13 protein-coding genes and 1 pseudogene are annotated in these 14,433 nt (G+C 62.5%); 7 read left to right on the forward strand and 7 right to left on the reverse strand.

What is annotated here, in order from left to right:
- Positions 1–40 precede the first annotated feature (40 nt).
- From ROSMUC_RS10075 to ROSMUC_RS10090, 4 genes and pseudogenes are all read left to right on the forward strand, one after another.
- The gene (locus tag ROSMUC_RS10075; protein ID WP_037272544.1) at positions 41–700 is read left to right on the forward strand and encodes an ABC transporter ATP-binding protein; all 660 of its coding nucleotides are present in this window, start codon (positions 41–43) and stop codon (positions 698–700) included.
- Positions 678–2,316 (forward strand): annotated as a pseudogene (locus ROSMUC_RS10080) (KpsE/RkpR family capsule polysaccharide export protein). The gene ROSMUC_RS10075 and the pseudogene ROSMUC_RS10080 overlap by 23 nt, the downstream one beginning before the upstream one ends.
- A gap of 1 nt (position 2,317) precedes the next feature.
- Positions 2,318–3,151, forward strand: a complete 834-nt coding sequence (gene kdsA / locus ROSMUC_RS10085; protein WP_037272547.1) for a 3-deoxy-8-phosphooctulonate synthase — start codon at positions 2,318–2,320, stop codon at positions 3,149–3,151.
- Between the two features lie 16 nt (positions 3,152–3,167).
- Positions 3,168–4,664, forward strand: a complete 1,497-nt coding sequence (locus tag ROSMUC_RS10090; RefSeq protein WP_037272549.1) for a phosphomannomutase/phosphoglucomutase — start codon at positions 3,168–3,170, stop codon at positions 4,662–4,664.
- Between the two features lie 128 nt (positions 4,665–4,792).
- On the opposite strand, the gene ROSMUC_RS10095 is transcribed toward ROSMUC_RS10090, so the two are convergent.
- From ROSMUC_RS10095 to ROSMUC_RS10120, 6 genes are all read right to left on the reverse strand, one after another.
- Positions 4,793–6,805, reverse strand: coding sequence for a M3 family metallopeptidase (locus tag ROSMUC_RS10095; RefSeq protein ID WP_037272552.1), 2,013 nt, complete (start codon positions 6,803–6,805; stop codon positions 4,793–4,795).
- A complete protein-coding gene (locus ROSMUC_RS10100) occupies positions 6,783–7,853 on the reverse strand; it encodes a HesA/MoeB/ThiF family protein (protein WP_037272553.1) in 1,071 nt (356 codons plus the stop codon). Before ROSMUC_RS10100 ends, ROSMUC_RS10095 begins: the two co-directional genes overlap by 23 nt.
- Complete coding sequence (gene dut / locus ROSMUC_RS10105) at positions 7,853–8,308, reverse strand: dUTP diphosphatase (protein ID WP_037272556.1); 456 nt, start codon at positions 8,306–8,308, stop codon at positions 7,853–7,855. The genes ROSMUC_RS10100 and dut overlap by 1 nt, the downstream gene beginning before the upstream one ends.
- A 36-nt stretch (positions 8,309–8,344) precedes the next feature.
- Entirely contained in the window at positions 8,345–9,538 is a 1,194-nt protein-coding gene (coaBC, locus tag ROSMUC_RS10110; protein ID WP_037272558.1) for a bifunctional phosphopantothenoylcysteine decarboxylase/phosphopantothenate--cysteine ligase CoaBC, read from the reverse strand.
- A 67-nt stretch (positions 9,539–9,605) separates the two neighbouring features.
- Positions 9,606–10,376, reverse strand: coding sequence for a ChaN family lipoprotein (locus ROSMUC_RS10115; protein ID WP_037272561.1), 771 nt, complete (start codon positions 10,374–10,376; stop codon positions 9,606–9,608).
- Positions 10,373–11,206 carry an RNA polymerase factor sigma-32 gene (locus tag ROSMUC_RS10120; RefSeq protein ID WP_037272983.1) on the reverse strand — a complete coding sequence of 278 codons (834 nt, stop codon included), beginning with the start codon at positions 11,204–11,206 and terminating at the stop codon, positions 10,373–10,375. The genes ROSMUC_RS10115 and ROSMUC_RS10120 overlap by 4 nt, the downstream gene beginning before the upstream one ends.
- Before the next feature lie 147 nt (positions 11,207–11,353).
- Here ROSMUC_RS10120 and cobU point away from each other — a divergent pair, with 147 nt between their 5' ends.
- From cobU to ROSMUC_RS10135, 3 genes are read left to right on the forward strand one after another with little or no spacing between them, the layout of a single operon-like run.
- Positions 11,354–11,881 (forward strand): bifunctional adenosylcobinamide kinase/adenosylcobinamide-phosphate guanylyltransferase, encoded by a 528-nt coding sequence (cobU, locus tag ROSMUC_RS10125; RefSeq protein ID WP_037272985.1) that lies wholly within the window; start codon positions 11,354–11,356, stop codon positions 11,879–11,881.
- Entirely contained in the window at positions 11,878–12,450 is a 573-nt protein-coding gene (locus ROSMUC_RS10130) for a histidine phosphatase family protein (protein WP_037272564.1), read from the forward strand. Before cobU ends, ROSMUC_RS10130 begins: the two co-directional genes overlap by 4 nt.
- Positions 12,451–12,508: 58 nt before the next feature.
- On the forward strand, positions 12,509–13,387 hold the full coding sequence (locus ROSMUC_RS10135; RefSeq protein WP_037272567.1) for a glutathione S-transferase: 879 nt from the start codon (positions 12,509–12,511) through the stop codon (positions 13,385–13,387).
- 2 nt (positions 13,388–13,389) lie between these two features.
- Here the strand turns inward: ROSMUC_RS10135 and ROSMUC_RS10140 are convergent, their stop codons facing one another.
- Positions 13,390–14,391, reverse strand: coding sequence for a DUF2125 domain-containing protein (locus ROSMUC_RS10140; RefSeq protein WP_245875154.1), 1,002 nt, complete (start codon positions 14,389–14,391; stop codon positions 13,390–13,392).
- Between the last annotated feature and the right edge of the window lie 42 nt (positions 14,392–14,433).

Genomic DNA, 14,433 nt, shown 5'->3' on the forward strand with positions numbered 1-14,433 from the left:
CCGTTATAATCGGGGAGAGCAGGTTTACCGGGGCGATTGAATGCTCGAGTTCGAGAACGTCAGCAAGTCCTTTTGGACAGGCACACAGCGTAAGGTCATCCTCGACCGGGTGTCGTTCCGCGTCGAGCTTGGCCATAGCCTTGGCATTCTGGCACCCAACGGCACCGGCAAGACGACGCTGATCAACATGATGGCCGGTCTTGAAAAACCGGACGAGGGGGTGGTTCGGCGCAGCTGTCGCATCTCCTTTCCTCTGGGCTTCATGGGGGGGGTGGTCAACCGCCTCTCGGCGCTGGACAACTCGCGCTATATCGCGCGTCTCTACGGCCTTGATCCCGACTACATCGAGGCCTACTGCCGCTGGCTCTGTGGCTTGGGCGAATATTTCGACCAACCGCTCGGTACCTATTCTTCGGGCATGCGCGCGCGCTTCAGCTTCGCGCTCATGCTGGCCCTCGATTTTGATATGTATCTGATCGACGAGGGTATGCCCGGCTCGACCGATGTCGAGTTCAACCGCAAGGCAGGCGATATCCTTCAGGAACGTCTGCGCACCACCACCGTGATCATCGTCTCGCATGATCCCAAGGTGCTGGAGAAATTCGCCCGTTCGGCCGCTGTGCTGATGGGCGGCAAACTATACATGTTTGACACCTTGGAAGAGGCAAAAGAGCTTTATGACTACGAAACCCAAGGCTAGAAAGTTCCGCATCCGCCGGAGCGCCGATTCCCTCGCGCCGCGTGTCGCCACCTCGGATGATGCAGGTGCTGCCGCGCCTGTTGCGGAAACGTTACCGCCCGCACAAGAGGGGCAGGTCGCCTCGGCGCGCGAAACCGCGACCAGTCAAAGTATCGACGACATCCGCCGCGAGGGGTTGACCGGGCGCGAACTGCGCATGGCCCGGCGCATGGCGCAAAAGCACGGGCTCGCGCCCACGTCGGATTTCGACGCCGTGCGCCTCTTGCGCGCGCGCGGCATTGACCCGTTTCAGCGGGCCAACATTCTCGAACTTGTGGCCAGCGATGGTGGCAACACCCCGCCGCCCCCGCCCAATGGCCCCGCCGCGGCAAGTGATCCGGGCGCGCCGCAGGGCCGCGTGCAATTGCCGCAAACCGTGCCCGTCGCGCGCCAGACGCTGCCCTCCACCGATATCAGCCCGGCGGATCGCCGCGCCAAGGAAATCCAGGAAATTCAGCGCGACATCGGTCGCCGCCGCCGCCGCCGTTTGCTGTTGCTCTTTTCGCGCCTTGCAGCCTTCGTGTTGCTGCCGACCATCGTGGTCAGCTATTATTTCTACGCCATCGCCACGCCGATGTATTCGACCAAATCCGCCTTCTTGATCCTGTCGGCGGATGGCGGCAGCAGCACAGGTGGCGGTTTGGGCGGCCTTTTGCCCACGCAATTCGCCACCGGTCAGGATGCCATCGCCACTCAGGAATATCTCGAATCCAAGGATGCGATGCTGCGCCTTGACGAGGAACTCGGCTTTCGTGCGCATTTCAGCGACCCCTCGATCGACCCGCTCCAGCGACTCGATCCCGATGCCAGCCACGAAACAGCCTACAAGCTCTATCGCAAATACGTGAAAACTCGGCTACGACCCGACCGAAGGCGTGATCCGGATGGAGGTTTCGACCGCAGATCCCGCCCTCAGCGCCACCTTTTCCGAACGCCTCATCAAATATGCCGAAGAGCGCGTGGATGACCTCAGCCGCCAAAAACGTCAGGACGCGGTCAGCACCGCCGCCACCAGCCTGGAGCAGGCCAAGGCCGACCGTCGCGCCGCCCAGCAGATGCTCGTGACGTTGCAAGAGGGGACCATCCTCGATCCCGAGGGCGAGATTGCCAGCATCCGCGCCCTCGTGAACACCGTCGAATTGCAGCTTCAGGAAAAGGAACTGGCCCTCAATATCCAACTCAACAACGCCCGCCCCAACGCCGCCCGCGTCGAGGCACTCCAGAGCGAGATCGAGATCCTGCGCGCCGAACTCTCCCGCCAGAAAAGCCGCCTGACCGAGGCCACCGCCGGCGAAAGCTCGCTCGCCTCCAAGACCGCCGCGATCCAGATGGCACAGGCCGACCTCGCCACCGCAGACCTCGTGTTGCAATCCGCGCTTGAGGCAAAGCGCCAGTCCGAGATCGAGGCCAACAAGCAGGTCCGCTATCTCACGGTTAGCGTGCGGCCCCTTGCCTCGCAGGATTCCTCCTATCCGCGGGCCTTCGAGAATACGATACTGGCCTTCCTGATCTTTTCTGGTATCTACCTGCTCATATCGCTTACAGCTTCCATTCTGCGTGAACAGGTGTCTTCCTGATATGAAACATATCGACCTCAACGGATGGGCCATCGGCAATGACCGCCCTCTGACGTTCATTGCCGGGCCTTGCCAGCTCGAATCCGCCGATCACGCCCAGATGATCGCGGGCACGCTGCAAGAGGCCTGCGCTGCCCATGGTGCGGGGCTGATCTTCAAGGGCAGCTTTGACAAGGCCAACCGCACCTCGCTCTCGGGCAAGCGCGGTCTGGGCATCGACGAGGGTCTCAAGGTGCTGCAATCGGTCAAGGATGCGCTCGGTCTTCCGGTGCTCACCGACATCCACACCGCCGACCAATGCGCGCCTGTGGCCGAGGTGGTCGATGTGCTGCAAATCCCCGCCTTTCTCTGTCGCCAGACCGATCTCTTGATCGCGGCCGGTGAAACCGGCGCGGTGATCAACGTCAAGAAGGGCCAGTTTCTCGCCCCTTGGGACATGCCCAATGTCATCTCCAAGATCGAAAGCACCGGCAATACCCGCATCCTGCTGACCGAACGCGGCACCTCCTTTGGCTACAACACCCTCGTCGCCGATATGCGCAGCCTGCCGCAGATGGCGGCGACCGGCTATCCCGTGGTGATGGACGCAACCCATTCGGTGCAACAACCCGGCGGGCGCGGCGGCAGCAGTGGTGGACAGCGCGAATTCGCTCCTGTGATGGCCCGCGCGGCGGTTGCCTTGGGCGTCGCCTCCGTCTTCATCGAAACCCATGAAGACCCGGACAACGCACCCTCTGACGGACCCAACATGATCCCGCTCTCGCAGATGTCAGCGCTTATCGACACGCTGATGCAATTCGACCGTCTGGCCAAGGCCAACCCGATCCACCTCTGACTGACAAAGTGCTTTTATGACCAAACCCTTGCCGACCGTCACTCCCAACACCTGGGAATTTCTCCGCGATGCCATGATCGCGCCCACCGGCTTTCGCGAATATGACGCCCGCTGGAAATACCCCGATCAGATCAACCTGCCCGGCATTACCGCTCTCGGTCTCGGTCTCGGCACCCAGATGCACGCGCGCGGCATCGCACCTGTGATCGCGGTCGGCAATGACTATCGCGACTATTCGCTCTCGATCAAGAACGCCCTTATCCTCGGTCTCATGCAGGCTGGGATCACGGTCAAGGATATTGGCCCCGCCCTCAGCCCCATGGCCTATTTCGCGCAATTCCATCTCGATGTGCCCGCCGTTGCCATGGTCACGGCCTCGCACAACCCGAATGGCTGGACCGGGGTCAAGATGGGCTTTGATCGCCCGCTCACCCACGGCCCCGACGAGATGGCCGAACTCCGCGACATCGTGCTCGAAGGGCGCGGTCTGCCCCGCCCCGGCGGCGCTTACGAATTTGTTCCTGGCGTGCGCGAGGCCTATCTCGACGATCTCGTCGGCGATTTCCGCATGACCCGCAAACTCCGCGTCGTCTGCGCCACCGGCAACGGCACCGCCTCGGCCTTTGCGCCTGAGCTGTTCGAGCGCTTGGGGGTCGAGGTGATCCCCTCGCACAACACGCTCGATTACACCTTTCCGCATTACAATCCCAATCCCGAAGCCATGGAAATGCTGCATGACATGGCCGAAACCGTGCGCGCGACGGGCGCCGATTTCGCGCTCGGCTTTGACGGCGACGGCGACCGCTGCGGCGTGGTGGATGACGAGGGCGAGGAAATATTTGCTGACAAGGTGGGCGTCATCATGGCGCGCGACCTGTCCAAGATTTACCCCAACGCCACCTTCGTTGCGGATGTGAAATCCACCGGCCTCTTCGCCTCTGACCCCGAACTCATCAAAAACGGCGTGACCGCCGATTACTGGAAAACCGGCCATAGCCATATGAAGCGCCGGGTCAAGGAACTGGGTGCGCTCGCGGGCTTTGAGAAATCGGGGCATTACTTCCTCGCCGAACCCATCGGACGGGGCTACGACTGCGGCATGCGCGTCGCGGTCGAGATTTGCAAACTGATGGACCGCAACCCCGATATGTCGATGTCCGACCTGCGCCGCGCGCTGCCCGTGACCTATTCGACCCCCACCATGTCGCCCTATTGCGCCGATACCGAGAAATACGCCGTGCTGGACCGTATTGTCGCGCGCCTTGTCGCGCGTCATGCCGCAGGCGAACCCCTCGCCGGGCGCGCGATCAAAGAGGTCGTGACCGTCAATGGCGCCCGCGTCATTCTCGACAATGGCTCTTGGGGCCTCGTGCGTGCCTCCTCCAACACCCCGAACCTCGTGGTCGTGTGCGAGAGCAGCGACAGCGACGCGGAAATGCGCGCCATCTTCGCGGATATTGATGCCGTCATCCGCACCGAACCGGGCGTAGGCGACTACGACCAGACGATCTGAAACCGGGTTTCATCTGGCCGAAAATACCTCGGGGGAGTCCCGGATTTCATCCGGGGCGGGGGCAGCGCCCCCAATCCCCCCTTGGACCTTACAAAATCACCTGACAAACCTTACAGAGCTTACACCGCTCACGCCGCAAGCCCGCGACCTTTGAGCAGCGCCGCGACCCCCGGCATCCGCCCACGGAATTTCAGATAGAGCGTTTCGGCATCCTCTGATCCGCCGCGCGAAAGAATGTGCGATTCCAAGGCCTTGGCCCGCTCCGCGTCAAATGGCCCGCTGGCTTCCTCGAAACTGGCAAAGGCATCCGCATCCATCACCTCGGACCACATATAGCTGTAATACCCGCTGGAATACCCATCCCCGGAAAAGACATGCGCGAAATGCGGGCTGGCATGGCGCATGGTAATGGCCTTCGGCATGCCAATATTGTCCAATATTTCCAACTGCTTGGCCATGATGTCGCGGGGGGCTTCGCCCTCGTGGAACGCCAGATCGACAAGGGCAGAGGCGACATATTCGACCGTCTGAAACCCCTGATCGAAATTCGCGGCTCTTAGCAATTTATCCAGCAATTCCCGTGGCATGGCTTCGCCCGTCTCGACATGGGTTGCATAGCGTTCCAGCACTTCGGGCACTTCCAGCCAGTGCTCATAGAGCTGCGAGGGCAGCTCGACAAAGTCACGCGCCACGGAAGTCCCTGAAATACTTTCATAATTCACGTCTGACAGCATCTGGTGCAGGGCATGGCCGAACTCGTGAAAGAGGGTGCGCGCATCGTCATAACTCAGCAGCGCCGGATCGCCCTTGGCAAAGTTGCAGACATTGATCACCACCGGCCCCTGCACCTTTGGCCGCTTGGCCTGACCGCGCATCGCCGAGCACCAGGCACCCGACCGCTTGGACCCGCGCGCAAAATAATCCCCAATGAAAACAGCGACATGCTCACCATTGCGCGTCACCTCCCAGGCCCGGCAATCAGGGTGGTAGAGGGGCACATCAAGGGGGTGAAACTCCAAACCGAACAGCCGATTGGCACAGCCAAACGCCGCCGCGATCATACTCTCGAGCGATAGGTAAGGTTTGAGCGCGGTTTCATCCAGATCATGCTCTGCCTGCCGCCGTTTCTCGGCATAGTAGCGCCAGTCCCATGGCTCCAATTCTCCATTGATTCCATCGGCTTGCATCATTTCCGTCAGGCGCGCGGCATCCCTTTCCGCCTGCGCCTTGGCCGGTTCCCATACTGCCATCAAGAGGTCGCGCACCGCCTCTGGTGTCTTGGCCATCTCGGTTTCCAGCTTGTAAGCCGCAAAGCTCTCGTATCCGAGCAACGCCGCCCGCGCTGCCCGCAGGCGCAGAATCTCGGCAGCCACCTCGCGATTGTCAGTCTCACCTCCCATGGCCCCACGCGAAACCCATGATTCATATGCCTTTTTTCTCAGATCACGACGGGGCGAGAATTGTAGGAACGGCACGATCAACGACCGCGAGAGGGTGATAACTGGCCGTTCCAGCCCCTTTTCGCGCCCCGCCGCGCGGGCGGCATCGACCAGAAAATCAGGCAACCCCGCCAAATCAGCCTCAGCCAGTTCCATATGCCACCCGGCCTCATCAGCCAGCAGGTTCTGCGTGAATGCCGTCCCCAATTCCGCCAGCCGCGCCATGATTGCGCGCATCCGGGCTTCCTCATCCCCGGTCAATGCCGCGCCAGAGCGGCGGAAGCCCCGGTGGGTCAGTATCAGCAATCGCTCCTCTTCCGGTGTCAGGTCTAGAGTGTCCCGAGCCGCCCAGAGGGTTTCAATACGTGAAAAAAGCGCTTTATTTCCATATAATTCTGACGAATATGCCGCGAGCTTCGGGGCGAATTGACGCTGCAATTCCTGCCGCTTTGGATTGCTGTCCGCACCCGCCAGCGTGTAGAAAACCGACAGCACCTGATCCAATCCCTTGCCCGAGGCTTCCAGCGCCTCGATCGTGTTGGCAAAGCTGGGCGGCTCCGGATTATCGGCAATCGTCGCAATTTCGGCGCGCGCCTGGTCCAGAGCTGCCTCGAACGCAGGTGTGAAATCCGCGTCCGAAATGGCGTGAAAGGGGGCAAGGGCGAATGGTGTTGTCCACTCAGCCAGCAACATGTTGGTCATCACTCTCTCCTTTTCCCCCACATATAGGGCAATCTGCACGGCGGCTTAGCCCTATCTTGCGGCTTTCGCCATAGAGCGCGTCATAGATCAACATCTCTCCGCGCAGGGATTGTCCTGCTCCAGTAATGAGTTTCACCGCCTCGGTGGCCATCATGGCACCGACCACGCCTGGCAAGGGCCCCAAGACCCCCGCTTCGGAGCAGGATGGCGCCAGACCGGGGGCGGGGGCCTCTGGAAAGATGCACTGATAGCAGGGTGTGCCATGGGCTGGGTCAAATACACTCAACTGCCCTTCCCATTGCGATAAAGCTCCTGAAATCAGCGGCTTGCCCTGTTTTGCTGCGGTCGCATTGGCCAGATAGCGCGTCTCGAAATTGTCGGTGCCGTCAAGAATCAGATCATAATCGGCAAAGAGGTCACTCGCGATTTCGGGTGTCAGACGGCGTTGATAGGGGCGCACCACGGCATGTGGATTCTGCGCCTGCATCGCTGCCATCGCTGATTGCACCTTGGGCAGGCCGATATCCGCATCTCGGTGGATCACCTGCCGCTGCAGGTTGGAGTTATCCACCATATCATCGTCGATGATCCCTATGGTGCCCACACCCGCCGCCGCCAGATAGAGCAACGCTGGCGAGCCAAGACCACCCGCGCCAATGACCAGAACGCGGGCTTGCTTCAGCGCCTTTTGCCCCGGTCCGCCAATTTCCCGGAGCACGATATGGCGCGCGTAACGTCCAAGTTCTGTCTCTGAAAACAAGGGTTTGTGCGTATCAACCGCCGTTTCTGCCCGCACTGAGCGCGCCCGCATGTGGCGCAATCCGGCGCGGTAGATCAGCACGATCACCGCCGAGCCGCCGATCATCAGCCAGAGCGCGGGGCTCTCGCCCGTGACCATGCGGAGCGGATGGCCCTCCGGCAGCACCAGATGCGTCAGCACCACCGCAGCCCATAGCCCCGCGATCATCCCCCACCGCAGCCGCCGGGGCGTGCCTAACGCCGCGCCAATGCCCCAGAGCACCGCCGCCATGACCCCCACCAGCAGCATCAGCCGATCCCCGTCGAGCCGAACCCACCCGCACCGCGCGCGGTCTCGTCCAGAGTTTCGACCAGGGTGAACCGCGCCTGCACCACAGGGGCCACCACCATTTGTGCAATCCGCATTCCGTGTGTGATTTCAAAGGCCTCCGTTCCGGCATTCATCACGATCACGCCCAAGGGGCCGCGATAATCGCTGTCGATGGTGCCGGGACTATTGAGAAGTGTGATCCCATGCTTGAGGGCAAGGCCCGAGCGTGGGCGCACCTGCACTTCGTACCCCGCCGGCACCGCCAACCGCAGCCCTGTGGGCGCCAGCGCCCGTGCGCCCGGTGCCAGCATGACCGAAGCGCGATCCGGGAAATTCGCGCGCAGATCGGCCCCGGCCGCGCCGGTGGTTTCATAGGCGGGCAGGCCAAGGTCGCGGTCTGCCCCGTCCTCCCATTGAAATGCGACGGTCAGCATACGCCCCTCTCCATCCTGTTGAAAGTAAGCATAATTTCAGCTCAGGGCCGTAGCGATCCTGGCCGCCAGTTGCGTGGCCACCTGATCTTTGCCCATACGCGGCCAGTCTTCGGCTCCGTCCGCGGTGATCAGCGTGACAGCGTTTTCACTGCCTCCCATGATGCCGGTATCGGGACGCACATCATTGGCGACGATCCAGTCACAGCCCTTGCGCGCGCGTTTGGCGGTGGCGTTCGCAATCACGTCATTGGTTTCGGCGGCAAAGCCCACGACCAGCCTTGGTCTGTCCGTCGTCTTCTGGCTGAGCGTTGCAAGTATGTCGGGGTTCTCGGCGAACTCCAGCACCGGGAGGCCACCCTTGGTTTTCTTGATCTTGTGGTCACTCGCACTGGAAACGCGCCAATCCGCCACAGCGGCAGCGCAGATTGCTGCATCCACCGGCAGGGTGGCTTCGACGGCGTCCAGCATTTCTTGGGCGGTCTCGACACGGATCACTATCACCCCATCGGGTGGCGGCACAGTGGCGGGGCCGGTGACAAAGACCACATGCGCCCCGAGGGCCGCAAGCGCTCGGGCAATCGCCGTGCCCTGCGCCCCAGACGACCGGTTGGCGATATAGCGCACCGGGTCGATGGGTTCATGCGTGGGGCCAGAGGTTACGAGCACGCGCTGCCCCTTCAGCGGGCCATCGCCAAGCGCTGTTTCAATGGCACTCAAAATTTCCGGCACCTCGGCCATGCGTCCCGGACCATGCTCTCCGCACGCCATATCGCCCGCATTTGGTCCGACAAAGGTAATTCCGTCGCCTTTCAGCACAGCGATATTGCGTTGCGTAGCAGGGTGCTCCCACATCCGCACATTCATCGCGGGGGCGATCAGCACAGGCGTATCGGTGGCCAACAGAACTGTTGATGCAAGATCGTCCGCCCGGCCCGTCGCCATCTTGGCCATGAGGTCGGCGGTGGCCGGGGCCACCACGATCAGATCGGCAGAGCGGCTAAGTTGGATATGGCCCATCTCTGCCTCGTCGGTGAGGTCGAAGAGGTCCGAGAACACCTTTTGCCCAGCCAGAGCCGAGACCGCGAGCGGGGTCACGAATTCCGCCCCGGCGCGGGTCAGCACCGGCGTTACCGACGCGCCGCGTTCGCGCAAACGCCGGATGAGATCGAGCGTCTTGTAGGCCGCGATGCCGCCGCCGATGATCAGAAGAATGCGTTTCGCGCTGAGCATGGCCGCTCCTTGTGACTTGCGCCCTGACACTAGGGCCGGGGCCGGGGCCGCGCAAGGGTGCGCCGGATCACTTGAACGCCGCGCAGGGGTCGGGGCGCTCGACCGCAGGGGCGCTTGTGACCAAGTCAAACCCGCCGTCGAGCGGGCGGCCGTCCTCGGTCTGGCCCAGAACCCAGATGTCGAGATCCGGCGCGACCATAGTCAGGTAGGCGGGCACGCCCCAGTCGCGGCGGGCGTGGCCGTTGCCAGTGATTACCGCCACCGGCCCGCCGGTTGCCTCGAGCGCCTCTATGGCCGCACGGGCCAATACGGCGTCGCGCAGGCGTTGGATGGCGACCATGCCGGGCAGCATCTCTGCGGGCAGGGCGTTGCAATGCGCCTCTTTCTGGAGCGTTTCACGGGCTGTCTGCTCTTGCGGCGGAAGATCGCGGTCGAGCCCGTAGCGCGCAGCCTCTTCCCCGAACGAAGCGGCTGGCCCGTCGGCAATCACTGCGCGCGCGGCGTCACGAGGCACCTGCGCGCCATAGATTTCGGCCTCAGGGGCTGCGGCGAAGATCGGATAATACATCGAAAAATCTGGCCAGCCACTCTCGGCCCAACCTAACGCTGCCTCAAGTTCTGCTTCATCCCCCCGCACCTGTGGGGTGACGCGCGCGGCCTGCTCAGCAGTCAGCATTTCGAATACGATTGCCTTTGGCCTTGTTCGAGCGACGCGCGCAGCCTGTTCTGCATGGTGTGCGGGATTGTCATGCACTTCGCCGAGTATCACCACGTCCTGCGCGCATGTAGGCGAGGCCAAGACAAAGCTGATCGAAAGGGCAAGGGCGCGCACGGTCATGCGAGCAGGTTTTGCACCTCGCCACCGTGCTTTTCAAGATGCTTGCGCATTTTCTGGAAGGCCGCCGCCTCAAGCTGGCGAACGCGTTCCTTGCTGAGGTTCAGCTCCTCGCCAAGGCTCTCCAGCGTGCGCGGATCATCCCGCAGCTTGCGTTCGCGCACGATGAACCGCTCGCGATCATTGAGGCGCAACAAGGCATCCGCCAGCCATGTGCGCAGCGCGTGCATATCATGGTCGCGTTCCACGATCTCGTCTCCGCGCGCGCCATCGTCTTCGAGCGTGTCGATCCACTGGCGGCCCTCATCCTCGGAGGATTGCGTCGCATTGAGCGAGAAATCAGAGCCCGACAGACGCCCCTCCATCATCTCGACATCACGCAACGGCACCCCCACCTCATGCGCGATCATCTCACGCAGTTGATAGCCGTCTAGCTGTTCGCCATTCGCAAGGGCCTCGCGCTCCAGCCGTGCCTGCACGCGGCGCATGTTGAAAAACAAGGACTTTTGCGAGGACGTAGACCCTGTGCGTACCATCGACCAATTGCGCATCACATAGTCCTGAATGCTGGCCTTGATCCACCACACGGCATAGGTCGAAAACCGGACGCCACGGTCGGGGTCAAACTTGTCCGCCGCTTTCATCAGGCCAAGGCCAGCCTCTTGAATGAGGTCATTCATCGGCGCGCCATAGCGGCGGAATTTCGACGCCATCGAAATCGCAAGCCTCATGTAAGCGTTGATCAAGCGATGCAGCGCTTCTTCGTCGCGCTGATCGCGCCAAGCATAGGCAAGCGCCAGTTCGGTTTCGGCGTCCAGCATTTCCGCTTTCATGGCGGTGCGGGACATGGACCTTTGCTGCGGTGCGTCCAGTGGCATCTCATTTCCCCCTATCGGCGGCGTGACTTCGTTGCGCCCTTTTTCCTCTTGTCGCAAAGTGCTACGCAGCGCGGGCGTGACCGGATCAAAAAAGGAGGGCGCGTGTCCAATCTTCCACGACTGAGCCTTGTTCTGGGGGGCGCTGCTTCGGGTAAATCAGGGTTTGCCGAGGCGCTTGTTACCGGCACCGAACGCACACGGGTCTATCTGGCGACGGCGCAGGCCTTTGACGACGAGATGCGCGCCAAGCTGGAGCGTCATCGCGTCATGCGCGGACCAGACTGGCGCACCATTGAGGCATCACTCGATCTGGCCCCGGCGCTGGAACAGGCGGGGGCGGATGAGGTCGTGTTGCTGGATTGTATCACGATGTGGCTCAGCAATCACCTGCTGGCCGAGCATGACCTCGACCGAGCGCAAGCGGCGCTGATCGCCGCGCTTGATGCCTGCGCTGCACCCGTGGTGATGGTCTCGAACGAGGTGGGGCTTTCGGTGGTGCCCGACAACGCGCTCGCCCGTCGGTTCCGGGACGCGCAGGGCCGGATCAATCAGGCGTTGGCGGCCCGCGCGGATCTGGTGGTGAATGTCATCGCGGGATTGCCCCAAGTTCTGAAGGGTACGCTGCCGTGAGCCGATTTTTCTGGGTTCGCCACGGGCCGACGCATGCCAAGTCCATGGTGGGCTGGTCGGATATTCCGGCGGACCTGAGCGATGTGGCACGGCTGGCGCGGGTGGCATCGCATCTGCCCGACGATGCCTTGGTGATTTCGTCTGACCTGAGCCGCGCGCGTGCCACGGCCGATGCCATTGCGGGTAGGCGAGACCGTCTTGCCGATGATCCCGACCTGCGCGAAATCCATTTTGGCGCATGGGAATTGCAGGCTTTTGATACCGTGCCCGATCAACCCCTGTTGCGCGCTTTCTGGGAAAAGCCGGGCGATATCCGCGCACCCGGCGGTGAAAGCTGGCATGAGGTGTCCGCCCGCGTCTCGCGCGCCGCAGAGCGATTGCGTGCCGCTCATCCGGGTCGCGATATTGTCGCGGTGGCGCATATGGGCGCGATCCTGACACAGGTGCAGGCCGCCCTCGGGGTCACGGCCTACGAGGCGTTCGCGCATCGGATCGACAACCTCTCGGTGACCGAGTTGCATTGGGTCGGGGTGGGTTGGCAGGCACGTGCGATCAATCACCATCCGTGATGCAGGGTCGCACAAAATCGCACTAGGCGCGGGGCGGGGCCAGCGATAGCATCGCCCCATGACCTATGATCTCATCCTTGGCGATTACGCCTATTCGTCCTGGTCCCTGCGCGGATGGCTCTTGCTCGCGCGATTTGGACTTCCTTATCGCGTGCGCCTGCTCGATTTCGACGCCGAGGCGAGCGTGGCGCAGCAATTGGCCGATTTGGCCCCGGCACGCACCGTGCCGGTGCTGGTGACGCCCGAAGGGGTTGCAGTGTCAGACAGCCTTGCCATGGCCGAGGAATTGGCCAGCCGACATCCCGAGGCGGTGATATGGCCCACCGATCCACGAGCCCGCGCAACGGCGCGCACACTTGCAGCGGAAATGCATTCGGGCTTTGGGGCTCTGCGCGGCGATTGTCCGATGAACCTGCGCGCGGCCTATATCGGTGTCACGCCTTCGCAGGCGGTGCTGAATGATCTCGCCCGGATCGAGACCCTGTGGCAGCACGCCCGTGCCACCTGCGCGCCAAATGGCCCATGGCTTTGTGGGGATTACAGCGCTGCGGATGCGTTTTTTGCACCGGTGGCTGCGCGGATTGCGGGGTATGGCCTGCCGGTGTCCGAGCATGCCCGCGCCTATGTTGCGGCCCATCTGAACGATCCTGCGTTTCGTCGTTGGCGCGCCATGGGACTGGTGCGCGGGGCGACGCTTGCCCGCTATGCCAAGCCCTATGCCACGGCACCTTGGCCCGGCCCGGTGCCGCGCCCGGCACGCGCGGTGGCTGAGGGCACGCCCGAGAATACGGCCTGTCCCTATTCCGGCGATCCCGTGACCGACCTGATGGAGAGCGAAGGGCGCATCTTCGGCTTTTGCAACCCGTTCTGCCGCGACAAGACAGTGGCTGATCCCGATGCATGGCCGGCCTTTGTTGCCCTGCGCGACGGGGCCTGAACCTATCTCAGCCGCAGTATCGGTGCCGGGCCGATCGGGATTAGCCCCAGCAGGATACGCCCGTTGCGAAATGTCAGTGGCACATCCAGCGTTTCGGGATTGCCTGACATCTGCGCCATGAGGGAGAGACCGTTCTCAAGCGTTCCCAGCATGCTCTCAGGCACCGCCCCGGTCTGAGCTGCGATTTGCAGGATGTCGCGCCAGTTGCGTGCTTTGAGCGTGATGTCGCCCTCGGGCCAGCCTTCGGGCGTGACCTTGACCGCGCCCGCAGCCTGAAGATGCAGTTGCCCCCATTTCGCATCGGCAAGCTTTACCTTGATCTCGGTCGGTTGTGGCCGGGCGTCTTCGACGGCGCTGCGGTCCCAGATCCGGTCAAATCGCACGGTCAGATCGGCATGGAGCCCGGAAATCTGCCGAGGCAGGCGCCCTTGCGGATCAAGCCGAGCCTGCCAGGGGGCGGCAAGCGTCAGCCCCTCGGCGGAGAGGCCCAGACGATACTCGGCGTCGATCTGCCTCTCAGCCGCCAGCGTCAGGCTGGTCAGGGCGGTTGGCTCGTCTGGTCGTGCCTCGGGCGAGACTTGCAGGAATTCCGCTGTCAGCGTGGCGCGTTCCGGGGCCAGCCGCGTATCAGGGGCGATGCGCAGGCTGGCGCGCATGTCGCGACTCTCGATGCGGAATTTCTCTTGTGGTGTGGCGATCAACTGCTGATCCGGCCAGACGGCGATGACGTGGTTCGGCTGATAGCTGAGGGCGAGGATTTGGAAAAACTCTGCCTCCCAAGCAAGGCCTGTCGCAGGATCGGCGAGCACAAGGTCGGAAAATCCGGTGTCAAATCGGTTGGGAAAGCCCTGCACCGTGATATCAGAAGTCTCGGCCACCCAGCCTTCGGCGCGCCGCGCCTCGAACCATGTCTCAAAGCCGCGGCTCAACCCGTTTTGCCCTACGAACCAGTAGCCAGACCAGCCCGATGCGGCGATCAAGATCACGGCAAGCAGAAATCTCATGGTGCGCGCCCCTTTCATGCCCAGTGAGAGCTGTTTATAGGG

The organism is Roseovarius mucosus DSM 17069 (assembly GCF_000768555.3).
Classification (GTDB): domain Bacteria; phylum Pseudomonadota; class Alphaproteobacteria; order Rhodobacterales; family Rhodobacteraceae; genus Roseovarius; species Roseovarius mucosus.

Excerpts from the sequence above, each read along its gene's own strand:
- ROSMUC_RS10120 (WP_037272983.1), bottom strand. The coding sequence starts at position 11,206 with ATGAAAGCGGAAATGCTGGACGCCGAAACCGAACTGGCGCTTGCCTAT.
- ROSMUC_RS10100 (WP_037272553.1), bottom strand. The coding sequence starts at position 7,853 with ATGCTGCTGGTGGGGGTCATGGCGGCGGTGCTCTGGGGCATTGGCGCG.
- ROSMUC_RS10140 (WP_245875154.1), bottom strand. The coding sequence starts at position 14,391 with ATGAGATTTCTGCTTGCCGTGATCTTGATCGCCGCATCGGGCTGGTCT.
- ROSMUC_RS10075 (WP_037272544.1), top strand. The coding sequence starts at position 41 with ATGCTCGAGTTCGAGAACGTCAGCAAGTCCTTTTGGACAGGCACACAG.
- ROSMUC_RS10115 (WP_037272561.1), bottom strand. The coding sequence starts at position 10,376 with ATGACCGTGCGCGCCCTTGCCCTTTCGATCAGCTTTGTCTTGGCCTCG.
- ROSMUC_RS10135 (WP_037272567.1), top strand. The coding sequence starts at position 12,509 with ATGACCTATGATCTCATCCTTGGCGATTACGCCTATTCGTCCTGGTCC.
- dut (WP_037272556.1), bottom strand. The coding sequence starts at position 8,308 with ATGCTGACCGTCGCATTTCAATGGGAGGACGGGGCAGACCGCGACCTT.
- ROSMUC_RS10095 (WP_037272552.1), bottom strand. The coding sequence starts at position 6,805 with ATGACCAACATGTTGCTGGCTGAGTGGACAACACCATTCGCCCTTGCC.
- coaBC (WP_037272558.1), bottom strand. The coding sequence starts at position 9,538 with ATGCTCAGCGCGAAACGCATTCTTCTGATCATCGGCGGCGGCATCGCG.
- kdsA (WP_037272547.1), top strand. The coding sequence starts at position 2,318 with ATGAAACATATCGACCTCAACGGATGGGCCATCGGCAATGACCGCCCT.
- ROSMUC_RS10090 (WP_037272549.1), top strand. The coding sequence starts at position 3,168 with ATGACCAAACCCTTGCCGACCGTCACTCCCAACACCTGGGAATTTCTC.